Origin of the sequence: Exiguobacterium sp. U13-1 (genome assembly GCF_001750115.1) — a bacterium.
Classification (GTDB): domain Bacteria; phylum Bacillota; class Bacilli; order Exiguobacteriales; family Exiguobacteriaceae; genus Exiguobacterium_A; species Exiguobacterium_A acetylicum.
Genome location: NZ_CP015731.1, coordinates 427,539 through 448,710, shown reverse-complemented (window position 1 = coordinate 448,710; position 21,172 = coordinate 427,539). Strand labels below are relative to the sequence as shown.

The 21,172-nt window shown below is 49.1% G+C and carries 12 protein-coding genes, 3 rRNA genes and 1 other annotated feature (1 of these 16 running past the window's edge); of the genes, 1 reads left to right on the top strand and 14 read right to left on the bottom strand.

Annotated features, from left to right (window positions below):
• Positions 1-61, bottom strand: a binding site (T-box leader) (it extends 147 nt beyond the left edge of the window).
• A 12-nt stretch (positions 62-73) separates the two neighbouring features.
• The 3 genes from ESP131_RS02270 to pdxS all read right to left on the bottom strand — a co-directional run bounded on the left by ESP131_RS02270 (position 74) and on the right by pdxS (position 2,860).
• Entirely contained in the window at positions 74-1,309 is a 1,236-nt protein-coding gene (locus tag ESP131_RS02270; RefSeq protein WP_047390798.1) for a D-alanyl-D-alanine carboxypeptidase family protein, read from the bottom strand.
• Positions 1,310-1,400: 91 nt separating this feature from the next.
• Complete coding sequence (gene pdxT / locus ESP131_RS02265; RefSeq protein WP_047390803.1) at positions 1,401-1,979, bottom strand: pyridoxal 5'-phosphate synthase glutaminase subunit PdxT; 579 nt, start codon at positions 1,977-1,979, stop codon at positions 1,401-1,403.
• Positions 1,973-2,860 (bottom strand): pyridoxal 5'-phosphate synthase lyase subunit PdxS, encoded by an 888-nt coding sequence (pdxS, locus tag ESP131_RS02260; protein ID WP_023469872.1) that lies wholly within the window; start codon positions 2,858-2,860, stop codon positions 1,973-1,975. The genes pdxT and pdxS overlap by 7 nt, the downstream gene beginning before the upstream one ends.
• 116 nt (positions 2,861-2,976) lie before the next feature.
• Between pdxS and pdxR the strand changes: the two genes are divergently transcribed.
• Positions 2,977-4,380 carry a MocR-like pyridoxine biosynthesis transcription factor PdxR gene (gene pdxR, locus ESP131_RS02255; RefSeq protein WP_069940132.1) on the top strand — a complete coding sequence of 468 codons (1,404 nt, stop codon included), beginning with the start codon at positions 2,977-2,979 and terminating at the stop codon, positions 4,378-4,380.
• 43 nt (positions 4,381-4,423) lie between these two features.
• Here pdxR and guaB read toward each other — a convergent pair whose 3' ends face one another.
• The 11 genes from guaB to dnaA all read right to left on the bottom strand — a co-directional run bounded on the left by guaB (position 4,424) and on the right by dnaA (position 21,144).
• Positions 4,424-5,890, bottom strand: a complete 1,467-nt coding sequence (gene guaB, locus ESP131_RS02250) for an IMP dehydrogenase (protein WP_029343029.1) — start codon at positions 5,888-5,890, stop codon at positions 4,424-4,426.
• A gap of 151 nt (positions 5,891-6,041) precedes the next feature.
• Positions 6,042-6,157 (bottom strand): 5S ribosomal RNA (rrf, locus tag ESP131_RS02245).
• Between the two features lie 46 nt (positions 6,158-6,203).
• A 23S ribosomal RNA gene (locus ESP131_RS02240) occupies positions 6,204-9,117 on the bottom strand.
• Between the two features lie 165 nt (positions 9,118-9,282).
• Positions 9,283-10,844 (bottom strand): 16S ribosomal RNA (locus tag ESP131_RS02235).
• Together the 16S, 23S and 5S rRNA genes form the textbook arrangement of a ribosomal RNA operon.
• 347 nt (positions 10,845-11,191) lie before the next feature.
• Positions 11,192-12,235 (bottom strand): HD-GYP domain-containing protein, encoded by a 1,044-nt coding sequence (locus ESP131_RS02230; protein WP_069940131.1) that lies wholly within the window; start codon positions 12,233-12,235, stop codon positions 11,192-11,194.
• An 88-nt stretch (positions 12,236-12,323) separates the two neighbouring features.
• Complete coding sequence (gene gyrA / locus ESP131_RS02225) at positions 12,324-14,936, bottom strand: DNA gyrase subunit A (RefSeq protein ID WP_029343028.1); 2,613 nt, start codon at positions 14,934-14,936, stop codon at positions 12,324-12,326.
• Between the two features lie 27 nt (positions 14,937-14,963).
• A complete protein-coding gene (gene gyrB / locus ESP131_RS02220) occupies positions 14,964-16,877 on the bottom strand; it encodes a DNA topoisomerase (ATP-hydrolyzing) subunit B (protein ID WP_200864062.1) in 1,914 nt (637 codons plus the stop codon).
• A 10-nt stretch (positions 16,878-16,887) separates the two neighbouring features.
• Positions 16,888-18,042, bottom strand: coding sequence for a DNA replication/repair protein RecF (gene recF, locus ESP131_RS02215; protein WP_023469866.1), 1,155 nt, complete (start codon positions 18,040-18,042; stop codon positions 16,888-16,890).
• A gap of 1 nt (position 18,043) precedes the next feature.
• Positions 18,044-18,265, bottom strand: a complete 222-nt coding sequence (yaaA, locus tag ESP131_RS02210) for a S4 domain-containing protein YaaA (RefSeq protein ID WP_023469865.1) — start codon at positions 18,263-18,265, stop codon at positions 18,044-18,046.
• Between the two features lie 162 nt (positions 18,266-18,427).
• The gene (gene dnaN, locus ESP131_RS02205) at positions 18,428-19,561 is read right to left on the bottom strand and encodes a DNA polymerase III subunit beta (RefSeq protein ID WP_023469864.1); all 1,134 of its coding nucleotides are present in this window, start codon (positions 19,559-19,561) and stop codon (positions 18,428-18,430) included.
• Between the two features lie 191 nt (positions 19,562-19,752).
• On the bottom strand, positions 19,753-21,144 hold the full coding sequence (gene dnaA / locus ESP131_RS02200) for a chromosomal replication initiator protein DnaA (protein ID WP_023469863.1): 1,392 nt from the start codon (positions 21,142-21,144) through the stop codon (positions 19,753-19,755).
• Positions 21,145-21,172: the final 28 nt, after the last annotated feature.

Genomic DNA, 21,172 nt, shown 5'->3' with positions numbered 1-21,172 from the left:
ACCACCCACTAGCTCTCTTAACAGTATCGATACATCTACTTGGTCCGTTCATAGCATCTTTATGAGATTAGTCTTACTTTACACCATCGCCTTGGAAGTTGACAAGAGTCGATTGTTGAATCGCTTGTTCAATTTGCTTTGACCAAGCCGTCCAAGCGCGGACGAGACGCGTCGGAACACTCGCAAGTGGAACGGCAGTCGCGCTATACAAATTCACGCGAGGTGTCTCAAATCCTGGTAGATAGATCCCATCGTCCGCGACCTGCACCGTACCGACGATTTCTTGTTTCGTCACGGGAGCCGTTGTTTTTGAGAAGTCGAACCGTGGTTCCCTCGTCTCCGCTTGTTTTAAGACCGTAACGTATAACGAACCGTCCGTGACGACGTCTAGCTTTCGGACGGTTGCCCCTTTAATCGGAAGAACGTCTTTGATCCGTTCGCCTTTTCCGTAATACGTCAACGGCTCAAACGTCGCAAAACCATAGTCGAGCAGCTTTTTCGTTTCCTTGAAACGGGCTTGATCGGAATCCGTTCGCATGACGACCGTGACAAGCGTCATATTATCCCGTGTCGTTACACTGGCGAAGCAGTAACCTGCTAAATCAGTCGTTCCGGTCTTCATCCCCCGCATGCCGGCATATGCGAATTTTTCCTTCGCCAGCATCTTATTCGAGTTGTTCAAGACCTCTCCATCAAGTTTCATCTGTGTTTTATTCGTCACATCGAGGACATCTGGGTAATCCTTGATATAGCGAATGACGAGTAAGGCGATATCGGTCGCTGTCATCAAATTCGTTCCTGGAAGGGTTGCATCGACAGCATCTAGACCAGATGCATTCGCATACTCCGTGTCGTTCATCCCGAACTGTTTTGCAGTCTCATTCATCTTTTCAACGAACGTCGCTTCTGAACCGGCGACAGTTTCGGCTAGCATGACCGCTGCATCATTAGCCGATTTGATGAACGCCGCATTATACATCTCGCGAACCGTGTATGTTTTGGCTTTAACTGGAACACGCGCGATTCCGGACGTCTTCGCAAGCTTTAAAGCTTTTGCACTCGGCGTGATTTTTTGATCCCACGTCAGTTTTTTCAATTCGATTTGTCGTCTGACGAGGTACAACGTCATCAGCTTCGTCATCGAAGCAGGAGGCAACGAAACATCCGCCTCCGATTGAAGGAGGATTTTCCCTGTGACCGCATCGGCCATTATGTAAGACTCTGCTTGAATCGAAGGTGCTGCTTGTCCCGCTGTAGGAAATCCTACGACTAGCAGTACACTTAAACAGAGTAGTATGATTCGTTTCATCGTGTCTCTCCTTCACTCAATCATTCGTTTTACGAATAGTGTAGCACAAAAGAAGCACCTGACAGTAGAACCTGTCAGATGCTTCCACGCTTTATGAACGGACGGACTGCCGCTGTTTGATTTTTTGTAAAAAATAGCGGTGCAAGCGATCGTCCTCTGTCAATTCAGGATGAAACGAACATGCAAGATGTAGCGATGTCTCAACAGCGACAATCTGCTCTTCGACTTTCGCGATTACTCGTGTTCCCTCCCCGACAGACAGAATCAATGGCGCCCGAATGAACACTGCCTCGATCGGCTCTTCGATTCCCTCAACCGGTAACAGTCCTTCAAACGAATCGATTTGTCGACCGAAGGCATTCCGGCGGACCGTCATCGAAATCGCGTTGAGATGACTTTGTCCTGCTTCAACAGCAGTTGCGAGCAGAATCATTCCGGCACATGTCCCGAACATCGGTAACGTCGTCGCTTTTTCCCGAAGCGGTTCCAGCAAGGCATAACGTTCGATCAATCGACGCATCGCGGTCGATTCGCCTCCTGGTAAGACGAGTCCATCGAGTCCGTCGAGATCGCTCGCTTGTTTGACGAGAACGACATCGACACCGAGACCTTCAAGCTGCTGTTGATGCTCACGGACAGCGCCTTGAACATCCAGAATACCGATTACCATCCGCGTGTCGCCATCCGTTCTTCAAAAGGCATCGATGTGACATCGATCCCTTTCATCGCTGTTCCGAGTCCTTTGGATAAAGACGCAATCCGCTCAAAATCATCTTTATACGTAACGGCTTCGACAATCGCCCGAGCGACACGTTCTGGGTGTTCTGATTTAAAGATTCCTGATCCAACGAAGACACCATCTGCCCCAAGATGCATCATGAGTGCGGCATCAGCTGGTGTCGCGACTCCCCCGGCTGCAAAGTTGACGACCGGTAGACGTCCCTGCGTCCGAATATCACGTAATACTTCGTACGGAGCACCCCATTCTTTCGCAAATGTCATCAATTCATCTGGACTGACATGTAAAATCTGATTCAATTGTGCTTGAATTTGTCGCATATGGCGAACAGCTTCGACGACGTTCCCAGTCCCTGGCTCGCCTTTCGTCCGAATCATCGCGGCTCCTTCTGCGATGCGACGAGCGGCTTCCCCAAGATCACGTGCCCCACAGACGAACGGCACGGTGAACTCTGACTTCAGTAAATGGTATTGCTCATCTGCTGGAGTCAGGACTTCACTCTCATCGATGAAATCGACCCCCATTGATTCAAGTACTCGTGCCTCAACGATATGACCAATCCGGCATTTTGCCATGACGGGAATTGAGACCGCTCCGAGTACCTCTTCCGTAATCAACGGGTCTGCCATTCGTGCGACACCTCCGTCACGACGAATATCAGATGGGACACGCTCGAGTGCCATGACTGCAACAGCTCCTGCTGCTTCCGCAATCTTCGCTTGTTCCGCATTGACGACATCCATGATGACGCCACCCTTTTGCATTTCAGCCATTCCACGTTTGACACGATCCGTTCCTTGTTGACGTTCCATATCCATTCCCCCTTGGTTGACTTTCACCCCTTTAGTATACGAAACGTTGACACTTTTAAAAGTATCAGTTTATGATGATTTCAACAGGTCAGTTTATTAAGAAGGAGTTAGACGAGATGGACATGCTATCATTTCAACTCACACGTAATCAGGAAAAACCACTTTATGAACAACTTTATCAACAGATTCGAAACGAAATCATTGCCGGTCGTTTAGCGTACGGCACGAAATTACCATCTAAACGAAAACTCGGTCAATTTTTGAACTTAAGTCAAACGACGATTGAGCTTGCCTATCAACAACTCGTCGCAGAAGGATATGTCGAATCCATCTCACGTAAAGGCTATTTTGTTCTTGCCTATGAGGAACTTGCTTACGTCAAAATCTCACCCGTCATTGAACCGCGTGCGACCAAAGAAAAACCAATTATTACGTATGATTTTCATCCAAGTAAGATTGAAGGGGTCTCTTTCCCGTTCGCCCGTTGGCGAAAGTATGCCAAAGACATCATCGATACCGATCACCATCCACTTGTCTCACTCGGTCATCCACAAGGCGATCTAGCATTACGCGAAGAGATTGCAACCTATCTCTATCATTCCCGTGGTGTCGTCTGTTCCCCAGAACAGATTATTGTTGGTTCTGGTGTCGAGCAACTGTTGCCTATCGTTCTTTTCTTATTAGGACGAAACGTCACATACGGCATCGAAGATCCCGGTTATCATACGACCCGCCTCTTACTAGAGAATCATGAACGAATGATCGAACCGATTCGTGTCGATGCGAATGGATTACGGATCGATCAACTGCAGGAATCAAGCGTCGATGTCATGTATGTCACACCGGCACATCAGTTTCCGTCCGGTAGCATCCTGTCCGTCAATCGAAGACATCAATTGTTGAACTGGGCAGCGATGGATCCGACCCGTTTTGTCATCGAAGACGACTACGATAGCGAATTCCGCTACAGCGGTAAATCGATTCCGTCTTTGCACAACATGGACAGCAATCGTGTGATTTACATGAGTACTTTCTCAAAATCACTCATGCCTTCACTACGGATTGGTTATATGGTCTTACCCGAAGTCTTACGCGCACGGTATCAAACAGAACTATCACACTATACCTGTAGTGTCTCGCGCTTTGATCAAACGATTTTGACACGTTTCATGAAAGAGGGTGACTTTGAACGACATCTCAACCGGATGCGTAAAGTCTATCGTCGCAAACTCGATGTCTTAATCCAATCGCTTCGCCGAATTCCCGCCTTACGATTGACCGGTGAAAGTGCCGGACTCCATGTCGTCGTGTCCGTAGCGAACGGAATGACGGAGCAGGAGCTCGTAAAGCGGGCACAACAACAAGGCATCCAAGTATACGGTCTTTCTCAATACGCCCAGTTACCCCTCCTCTCCGATACACCTCAAATCGTCCTTGGATTTGCGAGTCTCTCTGAGCAAGAGTTGATGGAAGGATTACGCTTATTGATGGACGCGTGGGATTTGCATAAATCATCATGAACAAAAGCCTCGCCTTTCTACTAGAGAAAGACGAGGCTTTTGTTTACTGACGTGTATAGTTCGATGCTTCTTTTGTAATTTGAATATCGTGCGGGTGGCTCTCTTGTAAGCCAGCGCCCGTCATACGGATGAACTGTGTCTCTTCACGCAACTCTTCTAACGTGGCAGCACCACAGTATCCCATACCTGAACGAATACCACCAACGAGTTGGTAAACCGAATCGCCGAGTTTACCACGGTAAGCGACACGTCCTTCGATTCCTTCTGGAACGAACTTCTTGTCTGCTTCTTGGAAGTAACGATCTTGGCTACCGCGTTTCATCGATGCTTCAGAACCCATACCACGGTATGTCTTGAATTGACGTCCTTGGTAGATTTCCATCTCACCTGGGCTCTCTTCTACTCCTGCAAGTAAGCTTCCGAGCATGACAGCGTGACCACCAGCAGCAAGTGCTTTTACGATATCGCCAGAATACTTGATGCCACCATCAGCGATGATCGAGACACCATGTTTCCGTGCTTCTGTCGCACAATCGAAGACAGCTGTGATTTGTGGTACACCGACGCCTGCGACAACACGTGTCGTACAGATCGAACCAGGTCCGATACCAACTTTGATGACAGATGCACCCGCTTCAATCAAATCGCGTGTTGCTTCAGCAGTCGCAACGTTACCCGCAATGATTGGTAAGTTTGGATATTCTTCACGAAGTTCACGTACTTTGAGAAGAACACCTTCTGAATGACCGTGTGCCGTATCGACGACGAGTGCATCAACACCTGCATCAACAAGGAACTTCGCACGTGTCGAAGCATCTTTTGTGACGCCGACAGCTGCTGCGACGAGTAAGCGTCCGAATTGATCTTTCGCAGCATGTGGATACTGTTCGACTTTTTCGATATCTTTTGTCGTGATCAATCCTTTTAATACACCGTTCTCATCAACGAGTGGTAACTTTTCAATGCGATGTTTGTGGAGAATCTGTTCTGCTTCAGCGAGGGACGTACCAACCTTTGCTGTCACGAGTTCTTCAGTCGTCATCACCGTTTCAATGACAGTTGAGTAATCCTTGACGAAACGAAGATCACGGTTTGTCAAAATCCCTACTAATTTGCGCTCTGTTTCATTGTTCACGATCGGAACACCTGAGATGCGATATTTACTCATCAAATACTCGGCATCGTAGACTTGACGCTCTGGCGTCAAATAGAACGGATTCGTGATGACACCATTTTCAGAACGTTTGACGCGATCGACATGTTCTGCTTGTTCTTCCATTGACATGTTCTTATGAATGACACCAAGACCACCTTGACGTGCCATTGCGATTGCCATCGGTGCTTCTGTGACGGTATCCATCCCAGCACTGATCAACGGAATATTAAGTGTGATCCCTTCACATAGCGTGACAGATAAATCAACGTCGCGCGGTAAGACACTCGAACGACGGGGTACGAGTAAGACGTCATCAAACGTCAAACCCTCTTTAGCAAATTTGTTCTCCCACATGTTATCCACTCGCTTTCTCTTTTATAAAAGAATATTGATGTTATGGTAACAAGCAGAGTGTGTCATGTCAATGACTCGACCAATAATCAGAACAGTCTGAAGTTTCACATAACACAAAAAGACCGACCTGCAATCTGCAGATCGGTCAAGTGCCTGGCAACGTCCTATCCTCACAGGGGGAAGCCCCCAACTACTTTCGGCGTTCAAGTGCTTAACTTCCGTGTTCGGCATGGGAACGGGTGTGACCACTTGGCTATCGTCACCAGACGACGGGCTCGCGCCCTCAAAACTGAAGTCATCAACAAGCATCTGCTAGAACAAGGCCTCGACCGATTAGTATCACTCAGCTCCACATGTCGCCATGCTTCCACCCGTGACCTATCTACCTCATCGTCTCTGAGGGGTCTTTCTTGATTACTCAAAGGGAAATCTCATCTTGGAGGGGGCTTCATGCTTAGATGCTTTCAGCATTTATCCCGTCCGCACGTAGCTACCCAGCGATGCTCCTGGCGGAACAACTGGTACACCAGCGGTGCGTCCATCCCGGTCCTCTCGTACTAAGGACAGCTCTCCTCAAATTTCCTGCGCCCACGACGGATAGGGACCGAACTGTCTCACGACGTTCTGAACCCAGCTCGCGTACCGCTTTAATGGGCGAACAGCCCAACCCTTGGGACCTACTCCAGCCCCAGGATGCGATGAGCCGACATCGAGGTGCCAAACCTCCCCGTCGATGTGGACTCTTGGGGGAGATCAGCCTGTTATCCCCAGGGTAGCTTTTATCCGTTGAGCGATGGCCCTTCCATGCGGAACCACCGGATCACTAAGCCCGACTTTCGTCCCTGCTCGACTTGTAGGTCTCGCAGTCAAGCTCCCTTCTGCCTTTGCGCTCTACGAATGATTTCCAACCATTCTGAGGGAACCTTTGGGCGCCTCCGTTACTGTTTAGGAGGCGACCGCCCCAGTCAAACTACCCGCCTGACACGGTCCTCCAGCCGGATTACGGCTGCGAGTTAGAGACTCTATGCATGAAGGGCGGTATCCCAAGGGTGACTCCTCCGAAGCTGGCGCTCCGGGCTCGACGTCTCCCGCCTATCCTGTACATCATGCACAAAGCCTCAATATCAGGCTGTAGTAAAGCTCCATGGGGTCTTTCCGTCCTGTCGCGGGTAACCTGCATCTTCACAGGTACTATGATTTCACCGGGTCTCTCGTTGAGACAGTGCCCAAATCGTTACGCCTTTCGTGCGGGTCGGAACTTACCCGACAAGGAATTTCGCTACCTTAGGACCGTTATAGTTACGGCCGCCGTTTACTGGGGCTTCGGTTCAAAGCTTCGCTTGCGCTAACCCATCCCCTTAACCTTCCAGCACCGGGCAGGCGTCAGCCCCTATACGTCATCTTGCGATTTAGCAGAGACCTGTGTTTTTGCTAAACAGTCGTTTGGGCCTATTCACTGCGGCTCTACTCATGTAGAGCGTCCCTTCTCCCGAAGTTACGGGACCATTTTGCCGAGTTCCTTAACGAGAGTTATCCCGCGCGTCTTAGAATTCTCATCTCGCCTACCTGTGTCGGTTTACGGTACTGGCGCCTTCCCCCTCACTAGAGGCTTTTCTTGGCAGTGTGAAATCGTGACCTACGTCCCTACGGGACTCCGCATCGTTCCTTGACTTTGATGCCTGACGGATTTGCCAATCAGACGGTCTTGAAACTTGCACATGCACTTCCATCCGCATGCGTCACTATCCTCCTGCGTCCCCCCATTGTTCAAACGGTGGATCGGCGGTACAGGAATATCAACCTGTTATCCATCGCCTACGCCTTTCGGCCTCGGCTTAGGTCCAGACTAACCCTGAGCGGACGAGCCTTCCTCAGGAAACCTTGGGCTTTCGACGGAGGGGATTCTCACCCCTCTTTTCGCTACTCACACCGGCATTCTCACTTCCAAACGCTCCACTGCTCCTTCCGGTACAGCTTCGCAGCGGTTTGGAACGCTCCCCTACCATTCCTTACGGAATCCGCAGCTTCGGTGGTATGTTTAGCCCCGTTACATTTTCGGCGCGGCGCCACTCGACTAGTGAGCTATTACGCACTCTTTGAATGGTGGCTGCTTCTAAGCCAACATCCTAGCTGTCTAGGCAGCGCCACATCCTTTTCCACTTAACATACACTTTGGGACCTTAGCTGGCGGTCTGGGCTGTTTCCCTCTTGACTACGGATCTTATCACTCGCAGTCTGACTCCCGAGTATAAGTTGCTGGCATTCGGAGTTTAACTGAATTCGGTAACCCTGTGGGGGCCCCTAGTCCAATCAGTGCTCTACCTCCAGAACTCTCAACCTCGAGGCTAGCCCTAAAGCTATTTCGGGGAGAACCAGCTATCTCCAGGTTCGATTGGCATTTCACCGCTACCCACACCTCATCCCCGCACTTTTCAACGTGCGTGGGTTCGGACCTCCAGTCAGTGTTACCTGACCTTCATCCTGGACATGGGTAGATCACCTGGTTTCGGGTCTACGACAACGCACTGAACGCCCTGTTCAGACTCGCTTTCGCTACGGCTCCGCCTCATCGGCTTAACCTCGCGCGTTATCGTAACTCGCCGGTTCATTCTACAAAAGGCACGCCATCACCCGTTAACGGGCTCTGACTACTTGTAGGCATACGGTTTCAGGATCTATTTCACTCCCCTTCCGGGGTGCTTTTCACCTTTCCCTCACGGTACTGGTTCACTATCGGTCACTAGGGAGTATTTAGCCTTGGGAGATGGTCCTCCCGGATTCCGACGGGGTTTCACGTGTCCCGCCGTACTCAGGATCCACTCTGGAGGGAAAACAGTTTCAGCTACAGGGCTGTCACCTTCTTCGGCCGACCTTTCCAGGTCCTTCACCTACTGTCTTCCTTTTTGACTCCGTATAGAGTGTCCTACAACCCCGAAGAGCATGCTCTTCGGTTTGGGCTGTTCCCGTTTCGCTCGCCGCTACTCAGGGAATCGCATTTGCTTTCTCTTCCTCCGGGTACTTAGATGTTTCAGTTCCCCGGGTCTGCCTCACGCTACGCTATGTATTCACGTAACATGTCCCATCCCATTACAGATGGTGGGTTCCCCCATTCGGAAATCTTCGGATCAAAGCATACTTACTGCTCCCCGAAGCATATCGCTGTTCGTCGCGTCCTTCATCGGCTCCTAGTGCCAAGGCATCCACCGTACGCCCTTCATACCTTGATCTAGCGTTGGTATTCTAAGAACACACGTCTAATGACATGGTTATAAAAAGTTTGATGTCTTGTTGATGTCTTCAGTTTTCAAGGTGCGAGTGTCTCTTGCGAGACGTGAGAGACGAGCTCTCAAAACTGAACGATGGGCATGTCCCGTAAGGGACGTTTTCCTTAGAAAGGAGGTGATCCAGCCGCACCTTCCGATACGGCTACCTTGTTACGACTTCACCCCAATCATCTACCCCACCTTCGACGGCTGGCTCCTTGCGGTTACCTCACCGGCTTCGGGTGTTGCAAACTCTCGTGGTGTGACGGGCGGTGTGTACAAGACCCGGGAACGTATTCACCGCAGTATGCTGACCTGCGATTACTAGCGATTCCGACTTCATGCAGGCGAGTTGCAGCCTGCAATCCGAACTGGGAACGGCTTTATGGGATTGGCTCCACCTCGCGGTCTCGCTGCCCTTTGTACCGTCCATTGTAGCACGTGTGTAGCCCAACTCATAAGGGGCATGATGATTTGACGTCATCCCCACCTTCCTCCGGTTTGTCACCGGCAGTCTCCCTAGAGTGCCCAACTGAATGCTGGCAACTAAGGATAGGGGTTGCGCTCGTTGCGGGACTTAACCCAACATCTCACGACACGAGCTGACGACAACCATGCACCACCTGTCACCATTGTCCCCGAAGGGAAAACTTGATCTCTCAAGCGGTCAATGGGATGTCAAGAGTTGGTAAGGTTCTTCGCGTTGCTTCGAATTAAACCACATGCTCCACCGCTTGTGCGGGTCCCCGTCAATTCCTTTGAGTTTCAGCCTTGCGGCCGTACTCCCCAGGCGGAGTGCTTAATGCGTTAGCTTCAGCACTGAGGGGCGGAAACCCCCCAACACCTAGCACTCATCGTTTACGGCGTGGACTACCAGGGTATCTAATCCTGTTTGCTCCCCACGCTTTCGCGCCTCAGCGTCAGTTACAGACCAAAGAGTCGCCTTCGCCACTGGTGTTCCTCCACATCTCTACGCATTTCACCGCTACACGTGGAATTCCACTCTTCTCTTCTGTACTCAAGCCTTCCAGTTTCCAATGGCCCTCCCCGGTTGAGCCGGGGGCTTTCACATCAGACTTAAAAGGCCGCCTGCGCGCGCTTTACGCCCAATAATTCCGGACAACGCTTGCCACCTACGTATTACCGCGGCTGCTGGCACGTAGTTAGCCGTGGCTTTCTCGTAAGGTACCGTCAAGGTACGAGCATTACCTCTCGTACGTGTTCTTCCCTTACAACAGAGTTTTACGATCCGAAAACCTTCATCACTCACGCGGCGTTGCTCCATCAGACTTTCGTCCATTGTGGAAGATTCCCTACTGCTGCCTCCCGTAGGAGTCTGGGCCGTGTCTCAGTCCCAGTGTGGCCGATCACCCTCTCAGGTCGGCTATGCATCGTCGCCTTGGTGAGCCGTTACCCCACCAACTAGCTAATGCACCGCAAGGCCATCTCAAGGTGACGCCGAAGCGCCTTTCATCAGCGGACCATGCGGTCCGTTGAACTATCCGGTATTAGCTCCGATTTCTCGGAGTTATCCCAATCCTTGAGGCAGGTTCCTTACGTGTTACTCACCCGTCCGCCGCTCATTCCGCTGCCTTCCCTCCGAAGAGTTCCGTCAGTTTCCTGCGCTCGACTTGCATGTATTAGGCACGCCGCCAGCGTTCGTCCTGAGCCAGGATCAAACTCTCCATGAAGTGTTTGACTTGCTCGTTTTTGTGACCGAAGTCACGATTGACGAAGCTTGCGCTTCATTCATGTTTGTATTCCGTAGAATACGATTTTTGCCTCATCGTTCAGTTTTCAAAGTTCGTCCGCGCCTGTTTTGGCGACTCAATTAGAATACCAAGTTTGAAACAAGAAGTCAACAACTTTTTTGAAATTGTTTTTCTCGTTTGTTTCAAGCGCTTGTCGTTGTTAAGGACATGTAATAATATATCATGCGTTTTATTATTGTGCAACACTTATTTTAGAATTGTTTTTAAAATCATGAACAAGCCTCTTGAACCTTATGATTTCGGCTCAAGAGGCTGTATTTTCCCTATTAATCCATCAACTGAATAATACTATGTTGTCGTTCTTCCATTAAATCAATAATCGTCATCCGTCCCTGTTCTTCGTAAGAAATGACAGGTCGATCAAAGACTGGATTCTTTCGCGTGATGGTTGCAATCTTTCCGTTACTCATCAGCACGCGATCACCGACTTCTATTGGTAGAAGTAATTGTCCGAGCAATAGTACATACTTTGAACAATATTGCATCGGTCTTGCTTTTAAATGACGATAGGCATCAAACGGCGTATAAGCTTCCCGGTACGGACGCCAACTCGTCATTGCAGCAAAGACGTCTGCGACGATGAATAATCGTGCATGATCTGCAATCTTATCTCCTTTTACCTTTAAAGGGTAACCCGTTCCATCTAAACGTTCATGATGTTGAACAATTAAACGATTCACAGTATCCGAGATAATCGTCTCCTTTTGCAATGCTTGATATGCCATTGCCGGGTGACGTTGAAAAATTTCTTGTTGCATCGCTTCATATCGTTTCGTGTGACGCCATTCCATGATCCGCGCTAATCCGTAATCTGCAAAATAGGATGCCGTCCACAGCTCATGAATCATTTTTCGTTCTTTCCCGACTGCTTCCGCCAGCATTTGGGCGACTGTCCCTCGATAGATGGCATGTCGAACGGTATAAGCTTCCGTTCCCCGCTCTAGGAAGAATGGTAAGACATCTTGTCTCGTAATTCGTTCTGGAACGGACTGTTTGACCCAGCTCAATGCTTCGTATACATTCGGCTTCATTCCTTGTTCCCATGACATGAAGACTTTATTGTAAAAGCGAATGAATTCTTCAAAGGGATGTTCCACATGGGCTTCAACCGTTTCAATCTGTACTTCTTCATCTGCACCGAAATCAGGTCGATTCTCAATGACGACTTCCTTGATTAAGAATCGTTGGATTCGTCGTAACTCATCGGTTCCTATTTTTTTCCCTGCTTCTACGATCGGATGATCCGTATGTAAGTAGATGGATTCAGTCAAACGATCCCCGATGCGTAATTGGTCACTTGCCACTCGCATATCGCTTCGTTCCTTTCTCTTCTTTCTATATATGTAGATAAAAGCAGCAGAGTAGTATCACTCTGCTGCTTCCTTGCTGACGTCTTGCTTACTCTTCCGCTTCTTCTGAAGCATCCGATTCGACTACATTCTCTTCTACTACAAGATCCGTGTCTTCTTCCGTTTCATCAGTCTCTTCGCGTTTCAGTTTCGCAACCGTTGCAACACGGTCACCTTCTTCAATTCGAATGACCTTCACCCCTTGGGTATTGCGACCGACACGTGAAATGTATTGCGAGTCTGTCCGAATGACGATACCACTCTCTGTCATGATCATGATGTCATCATCGACATCAACGATTCGCATGGCAACGATTTGACCGACGCGATCCGTCACCTTACTCGCGATCAATCCTTTACCACCACGAGACTGACTACGGAACTCGGTCATCGGTGTTCGTTTACCGAATCCTTTTTCCGTAATGACAAGAACATCTTGTGCATCACGTGCAAGTTCCATCCCGACGACAAAATCGTCTGGGCGTAATGTCATCGCTTTAACCCCACGAGCGCCACGTCCCATCGAGCGGACATTCGTGATTGGGAAACGAATCGCTTTCCCGCTTGTCGAAACAGCAAAGACTTCATCGTCCGTCGATGCGAGACGAACCGATGTCAACTCATCGTCTTCAAACAATCGAATCGCGATCAAACCGTTTTTGTTGATTCGCGCATATGCAGACAACGGTGAACGTTTGACGCGTCCTTTACGTGTCATGAAGATTAGTGATTTTTGCTCATCTTGAACGACTTCTTCTGTTTCGAGCGTTTCTTCCGTCTCTTCAATCTCTCCCTCAATCACCTCGACAGGTGCTTCAGTTGCTTGTTGCTCCTCGAGATAACGTTTGAAGTTGACTGGAATCATCGTCTCGACCTTTTCGTCGCGTTCGATTTGGATGAGGTTGATGATCGGTACACCTTTGGATGTCCGACTCATCTCCGGTACTTCATATCCACGAATCCGGTAGACTTTTCCGCGGTTCGTAAAGAATAGGATCGTATCGTGCGTCGAACAAGACAAGAGACGCGTGACGTAATCCTCGTCGTTCGTTCCGATTCCCTGAACCCCACGTCCGCCGCGGCGTTGTGTCCGGTACGAATCCGTCGTCATCCGTTTGATGTAGCCACTGCTTGTCAACGTGATGATGATATCCTGTTCCGGAATCAAATCTTCGTCTTCGAATTCGATGTGGTCCATGCGGATTTCCGTCCGACGTTCGTCGTTGAAACGTTCTTTCAACTCCTCGAGTTCTGTCCGGATCAAATCAAGCAAGACTTCTTCACTCGCAAGGATGCGGTTCAATTCCGCGATCAATTGCATGATTTCGTCATATTCTGCTTCGATTTTCTCCCGTTCAAGACCTGTCAGGCGTTGCAGACGCATATCGAGAATCGCTTGTGATTGTTTCTCAGATAATGCAAAACGCTCCATCAATTGTTCACGTGCTGCGTCTGCTGTCCGGTTCCCGCGAATGATTTGAATGACTTCATCCAAATGATCGAGTGCAATCCGTAAACCAGCGAGCAAATGTTCACGTGCTTCTGCTTTTTCGAGATCAAACTGTGTGCGACGACGCACGATTTCTTTTTGATGCTCGAGGTAATGATAAAGCATTTCCTTGAGCGTCAATGTTTTCGGACGTCCGCCGACGATCGCAAGCATGTTGACACCGAACGTCGTTTGCATCGACGTCTGTTTATACAAGTTATTTAAGATGACGCTCGCATTGGCGTCACGACGGACTTCCATGACGATGCGCATACCGCGACGATCTGACTCATCCCGTAAATCGGTGATGCCTTCGATCTTTTTCTCGCGGACGAGATCGGCAATCTTTTCAACGAGGCGGGCTTTGTTGACCTGATAAGGCAACTCCGTCACGATGATCCGTTCCCGGTCTTTTTTCGTCTGTTCGATTTCAGCTTTCGCACGGACGATGATCGAGCCACGTCCTGTTTCATAAGCACGACGAATCCCACTCCGTCCGAGAATTTCACCAGCTGTCGGGAAATCAGGTCCCGGAATGTGCTGCATCAGTTCTTGGATCGTGATTTCGGGATCGTGAGACAGTGCCAAGACACCATCGATGACCTCACCTAACTGATGCGGTGGAATGTTTGTTGCCATCCCGACCGCAATCCCGCTCGACCCGTTGACGAGCAAGTTCGGGAAGCGTGACGGTAAAACTTCCGGTTCGCGTTCCGAACCATCGTAGTTATCTTTGAAATCAACTGTGTTTTTGTTGATATCGCGAACGATCTCCATCGCGATTTTTGACATACGGGCTTCCGTATATCGCATCGCTGCCGCCGAGTCACCATCGACAGAACCGAAGTTTCCGTGTCCATCGACGAGTTCGTAACGGTAGCTGAAGTCTTGCGCCATGCGGACCATCGTGTCATAGACAGCAGAATCCCCGTGCGGGTGATACTTACCGATGACTTCCCCGACGATACGGGCAGACTTTTTATGTGGTTTATCGGCACGAATACCGAGGTCGTTCATCGCATAGAGAATCCGGCGGTGTCCGGGTTTTAAGCCGTCCCGTACGTCCGGAAGAGCACGTGCGACGATGACGCTCATCGCGTAGTCCATGAAGGACGTACGCATCTCTTGACTGATATTAATATCCTTGATGATTCCGTGATTTTGTTCGGACATGCTTCTGGCCACCCTCTCTGTTCAGCGTTAAATATCCAGGTTCTTGACGTAATGCGCGTGTGATTGAATGAAGTCGCGTCGTGGTTCGACTTGATCTCCCATCAAGATATCGAAGACTTCATCCGCTTCGATCGCATCTTGAAGCTCGACACGTAACATTTGACGACCACTTGGATCCATCGTTGTTTCCCAAAGCTGCTCTGGATCCATCTCCCCAAGACCTTTGTAACGCTGAATGTCGTACCGTGCGTTTTCAGGAAGCGCTGCGAGCGCCTCTGTCAATTCACGTTCGTTATGCACGTACGTGATGTTCTTCCCTTGCTTGATACCGTATAGCGGTGGCTGAGCGATATAGACATACCCATGCTCGACAAGCGGACGCATGTAACGGTAGAAGAACGTCAACAAGAGTGTCCGGATGTGGGCACCATCGACATCAGCATCGGTCATGATGATGACTTTGTGATAGCGTGCTTTTTCGATATTGAACTCAGAACCGATACTTGTTCCGAGTGCCGTGATGATCGTTCGGATCTCATTGCTACCAAGAATCTTATCGAGACGTGCTTTCTCAACGTTCAAGATTTTACCGCGAATCGGTAAGATCGCTTGGAAATGACGATCGCGTCCGGATTTCGCAGAACCACCCGCTGAGTCACCCTCAACGATGTACAATTCAGAAATCGACGCATCGCGTGATGAACAGTCAGCCAGTTTACCTGGAAGCGAGCTGACTTCGAGAACACCTTTACGGCGTGTCAGTTCACGTGCTCGTTTCGCTGCCATACGGGCGCGCGACGCCATCATCCCTTTTTCGACGATTGCGCGTGCGTTCGTCGGGTTTTCAAGCATGAACTGCTCAAACGCACCAGAGAAGAGTGAATCCGTGACCGTACGTGCGTCGGAGTTACCAAGTTTCGTCTTCGTCTGTCCTTCAAACTGCGGGTTCGGGTGTTTGACAGAAACGATCGCTGTCATTCCTTCACGCACGTCCTCACCGGATAACGTACCGTCTGCATCCTTCATCAAACCGAACTTCTTCGCGTAGTCATTGATGACCCGTGTCAAAGCCGTCTTGAAGCCGGTCTCGTGCGTACCACCTTCATGTGTCGGAATGTTGTTCGTGAACGAGTAGATGTTTGAAGCAAATCCATCGTTGTATTGAAGTGCGACTTCAACTTCAATGCCGTCTTTTGTTCCGTGTACATAGACGGGTTCCGCATGAACGACTTCTTTTGAACGGTTCAAGTGTTCGACGTAAGACTTGATCCCACCTTCGTAGTGGAAGCTACGCGTCATCGGCTCATCCGCACGATCGTCCGTGATGATGATCTTCAAGCCTTTGTTTAAGAAAGCAAGTTCCCGCAGGCGTGTCGCTAGCAAATCATAGTCATACTCGAGCGTCTCTTGGAAAATCTCACCGTCTGGGAAGAAACGAATCGTCGTTCCTGTCTCTTCTGATGTTCCGATTACTTCGAGATCTTGCGCTGGTACACCGCGATGATACGCTTGGTAATACAGCTTCTCGTTCCGTTTGACGAATACTTCAAGTTTCGTCGACAGAGCGTTAACGACCGAAGCCCCAACACCGTGTAGTCCACCCGATACTTTATATCCGCCGCCGCCGAACTTACCACCGGCGTGGAGGACTGTTAGGATGACCTCAACGGCAGGACGACCCATCTTCTCTTGAATGTCGACTGGAATACCACGTCCGTTATCCTCGACTAAGATCGAGTTCCCTGGTTCGATCGTGACCTTGATCGTGTCACAGTACCCTGCGAGCGCCTCATCGATCGAGTTATCGACGATCTCCCATACGAGGTGATGGAGACCCTTTGATGCCGTCGAGCCGATATACATCCCTGGACGTTTACGTACTGCTTCTAATCCTTCAAGTACTTGAATCTGATCGGCACCGTACCCTTGTTCCAATTCCATATCTTCATGATTACTCATCGGTTTTCTCACCTACTGTTTCTTTATATGATGTCTCTTCCAAATCGACCGTTCCTTGTTTCACGTGGAACAACTTCGCTTGGTTGATCGTTTCATGCGCAATCCCGTCGACGCTTGTCGTCGTCAGGATCGTCTGGACCTTTTGTTGCATCGTATCGAGCAAATGTGTTTGACGATGATCATCAAGCTCGGATAAGACATCGTCGAGTAGAAGAAGCGGATATTCCCCTACTTCCTCGTGGATCAATTCGATCTCCGCAAGTTTTAACGAGAGAGCTGCAGTTCGTTGTTGTCCTTGTGAACCATACGTTTGAACGTTTCGTCCATTGACTTCCATCTCGAAGTCATCCCGATGTGGTCCAAACAACGTAACTCCTCTTCGGATTTCATTTTCTTTTATTTTACCAAACTTCCGCGTGTAGGACGCAGTCATTCCTTCGACATCGAGTAATTCGTCGCCGAATGTGTCCGAACGATAGATGAGCGCGAGTTCTTCCTGTCCACGACTGATTCCATCATGAATCGGTCGTGCCCACTTTTCGAGCTGGGCCATGAAATGATGGCGGCGCTGAACGATTTTAACGGCTAGCGTAATCATCTGCTCCGTCAAGATATCAAGGAAGGTCTCGTCTCCTCCCTTCATGGACAGTTGTTTCAGCAGTGCATTCCGTTGCTTCAACACTTTCAGATACTGACTCAATTCATGCAGATAGACCGGGCTGACTTGACCGATCTCCATATCGAGAAATCGTCGGCGGACTTGTGGACTGCCTTTGACGATATGCAAATCTTCCGGGGCGAATAAAACAATGTTCAGTGCCCCGACATAATCACTTAAGCGTCGTTGCTCTAGATGATTCAGTTTTGCTTTTTTCCCGCGACCCGAGATGACGATCTCTTGGACATGAGAACCTGTTCGTTTGACGACACGTCCTTCGACGCGCGCCGTCTCCTGATCCCACCCGATCAGTTCCTTGTCATGCGTCGTCCGGTGCGACTTCGCAAGAGCAAGAACATAGATCGCTTCCAATAAGTTCGTCTTCCCTTGTGCATTTTCACCAATCAGGACATTCGTTTTTTCGGAGAATGACAGTTCGAGTGCGTCATAGTTGCGATAATGACTGAGTCGGACTGAATCCAGCCGCACGTTAGTTGCCCTCGTTCTTGATGATGAACTGACCGTAGTCTTCTACATCAATGATGTCTCCATCCCGTAATTTACGACCACGTCGCTGATCGACTTCGCCGTTGACTAGAATCGGTACCTCTGCTAAAAACGGTTTGGCTTGTCCTCCGCTTGAGATGATATCCGATAGCTTTAAGAACTGCCCTAACGTGACATATTCCGTTGTAATTCTGATTTCTTGCATGGATTGACTCCTCCTACCTACATATTATAAATGACGTACTCTTTATTGTACTAAACATTGGGCGATTTAGCAAAATTCCCGAACGTATATACGGTATACGAAAAAGACGGGTCCGATGTCGAAACAATCGAACCCGTCTTGTCGCGTGTTTTATATGGATGCTTACGCTGTCCGGACTGGAAGAATCAGTTGCAGAACGTTATCTTGATCGACTGGGTGCAAGATGAATGGACGAATCGAACCCGTGAACTGGATTTCGATATCTGTTGCGTCAAGCGCCTTCAAGGCATCCATCATGTACTTCGAGTTGAACGAGATTTTCAGCTCTTCTCCTTCAAGCGAAAGGATACTAACTTGCTCCGAAACTTTTCCGACTTCTGGCGAATGTGAAGAGATCTCAACCGCCGTCGTGCCTTCAGCTGCGAACTTGATGACGTTGTTACGGTCCTCACGTGCGAGCAGTGACGCGCGATCGATCGCTTGAAGCAATTCTTTCGCGTTCATGCGGACGGCTGTCCGGTATTCTTCTGGAATCAAACGTGATGTATCCGGATAGTTTCCGTCGAGTAGACGCGAGAAGAAGAGGACGTGCTTCATCTTGAATAAGATTTGTTGGTTCGTGATCGTGATATCCACATGACCATCCCCAAGCAACTTCGATAATTCATTTAAGCTCTTCCCTGGAACGATGACGTTCTGGAACGAGATGTCCGTATCTGTCTCGAACTGTGCACGACGAAGGGCTAAACGGTGACTATCTGTTGAGACACACGTCAAGATGCCTTTATCAGCTGAGAAGTTCACACCTGTCAGAACAGGACGTGTTTCTTGAACAGCGACAGCAAAGCTTGTTTGGCGAATCATCGAACGTAAGAGATCAGCCGGTAAACGGAAACGTTGTCCGCCATCGACTTGTGGAAGGCGTGGGAATTCATCTGGATCAAGACCGTTCAAATGGAATTCCGCTGTTCCTGACTGAATCCGTGTCATGAAGTTCGGTGAGACTTCGAGTGTGACTTCGTCTTTTGGCATCTTTTTGACGATATCACCGAAGAAGCGGGCATTCAAGACGACACTACCAGCACGGTGAACCGTGACATAAGATGTTCCATTCTCCTCTGCATAGATCGTCCGTTCAATCGAGATTTCTGTATCGCTTCCTGTCAGCGTCATGCCATCTCCATGAGCTTCGAGTTTGATCCCTGTCAGAATCGGAATCGTCGTGCGGGATGAGACCGCTTTGGCTACATCTTGTACTGCTTGGATTAAAGCTTCGCGTTGAATGGTGATATGCATATCGTCGTTAGACTCCTCTCGAAAATAATGGGCATGCGCCCATCATAACATAATAATATATTTTTTTAATAATAGTCTTAGGGGCTGTGGATAGTGTGGATAAGTCGGTGGATAACTTGATATAAAGCCAAAAACGGTGTGGATAAGTTGTGGATAACTACCCTACTTTATCCACATGTTTATCCACAGTTTTATGAATGCTTCAACTCATGCTTGATTTGTTCAATGACTTTTCCGGTTTCCCCGTCCGATTTGATCAACATACTGATCTTTTCATGGGCATGGATGACGGTCGTATGGTCACGTCCCCCGAATTCCTCCCCAATCTTCGGTAATGAGCTCTCTGTCATCTCACGCGAAAGATACATCGCGATTTGACGTGGGAAGGCAATCGATTTCGTCCGTTTCTTCGCCTTAAGATCATCAAACGGTAAATTGAAGTGCTTACTAACCGACTCCTGGATGTCACGAATCGTGACTTTACGCGGTTCAGCGACTGGCATGATGTTATGCAAGGCTTCTGCAGCAACATTTGGATCGATTGGTCGCCCGACGAGATTCGCATAAGCGATGACGCGGGTTAACGCCCCTTCGAGCTCACGAATGTTTGTATCAATTTGACTTGCGATGTAGAGCATGACTTCGTTTGAGACATCAAGCTGCTCCGCATTCGCTTTTTTCCGTAAGATCGCAATCCGTGTCTCGAGATCCGGTGGCGTGATATCGGTGATCAGTCCCCATTCAAAACGGGAACGAAGTCGATCTTCAAGCGTTGGAATCTCTTTTGGCGGTCGGTCACTTGAGATGATGATTTGTTTTTGGTCGTTATGCAGCGCATTAAAAGTATGGAAAAACTCTTCTTGTGTCTGTTCTTTGCCCGCAAGGAACTGGATGTCATCAATTAAGAGAACATCGATATTACGGTATTTATTTCGAAACTCAACCGTTTTATTATCACGGATGGAGTTAATGAAGTCATTCGTAAAGCGTTCAGAAGAGACATAGGCAATCCGTGTCCCGAGATTTTGATCTTGAACGTACTGTCCGATGGCATGCATCAGATGGGTTTTGCCAAGACCAACGCCACCATAGATAAAAAGCGGATTGTATGCTTTAGCAGGCGCTTCCGCAACAGCAAGTGAAGCGGCATGCGCAAAACGGTTCCCCGATCCGATGACGAATGTATCGAACGTATACTTCTCATTTAATTGTCCGAGTTCACTCATCGTCAATTCCTCTGTTGGTCTCCGCATGTTCGATGGACGCGATTTCGGAGTCGGTGTTGCCTCAACACGTTCCTCTTCTTGTCGATCGAGCATTTTCTTCGCTTGTCCCTCTTCAATGAACTGAATATCGAGTCGGCTTCCTGTTACTTCCTCAACTGTGTCTTCGAGTAAAGATAAGTACTGGCGCTCGAGCCATGTCACCGTAAATGCAGCTGGTGCTGAAACGAGTAGTGTCGTTCCATTTAGCGTGACGCCTTCTGTGGATTTCAACCACATATCATAACTAGCTTTCGGTGTTCGTTCCTCTTCCTCGATCACAGATAAGACATTATGCCAAAGTTCGGCAGCGTTTTTCATAAATACCCCCCTTTTTTTATCAAGATAG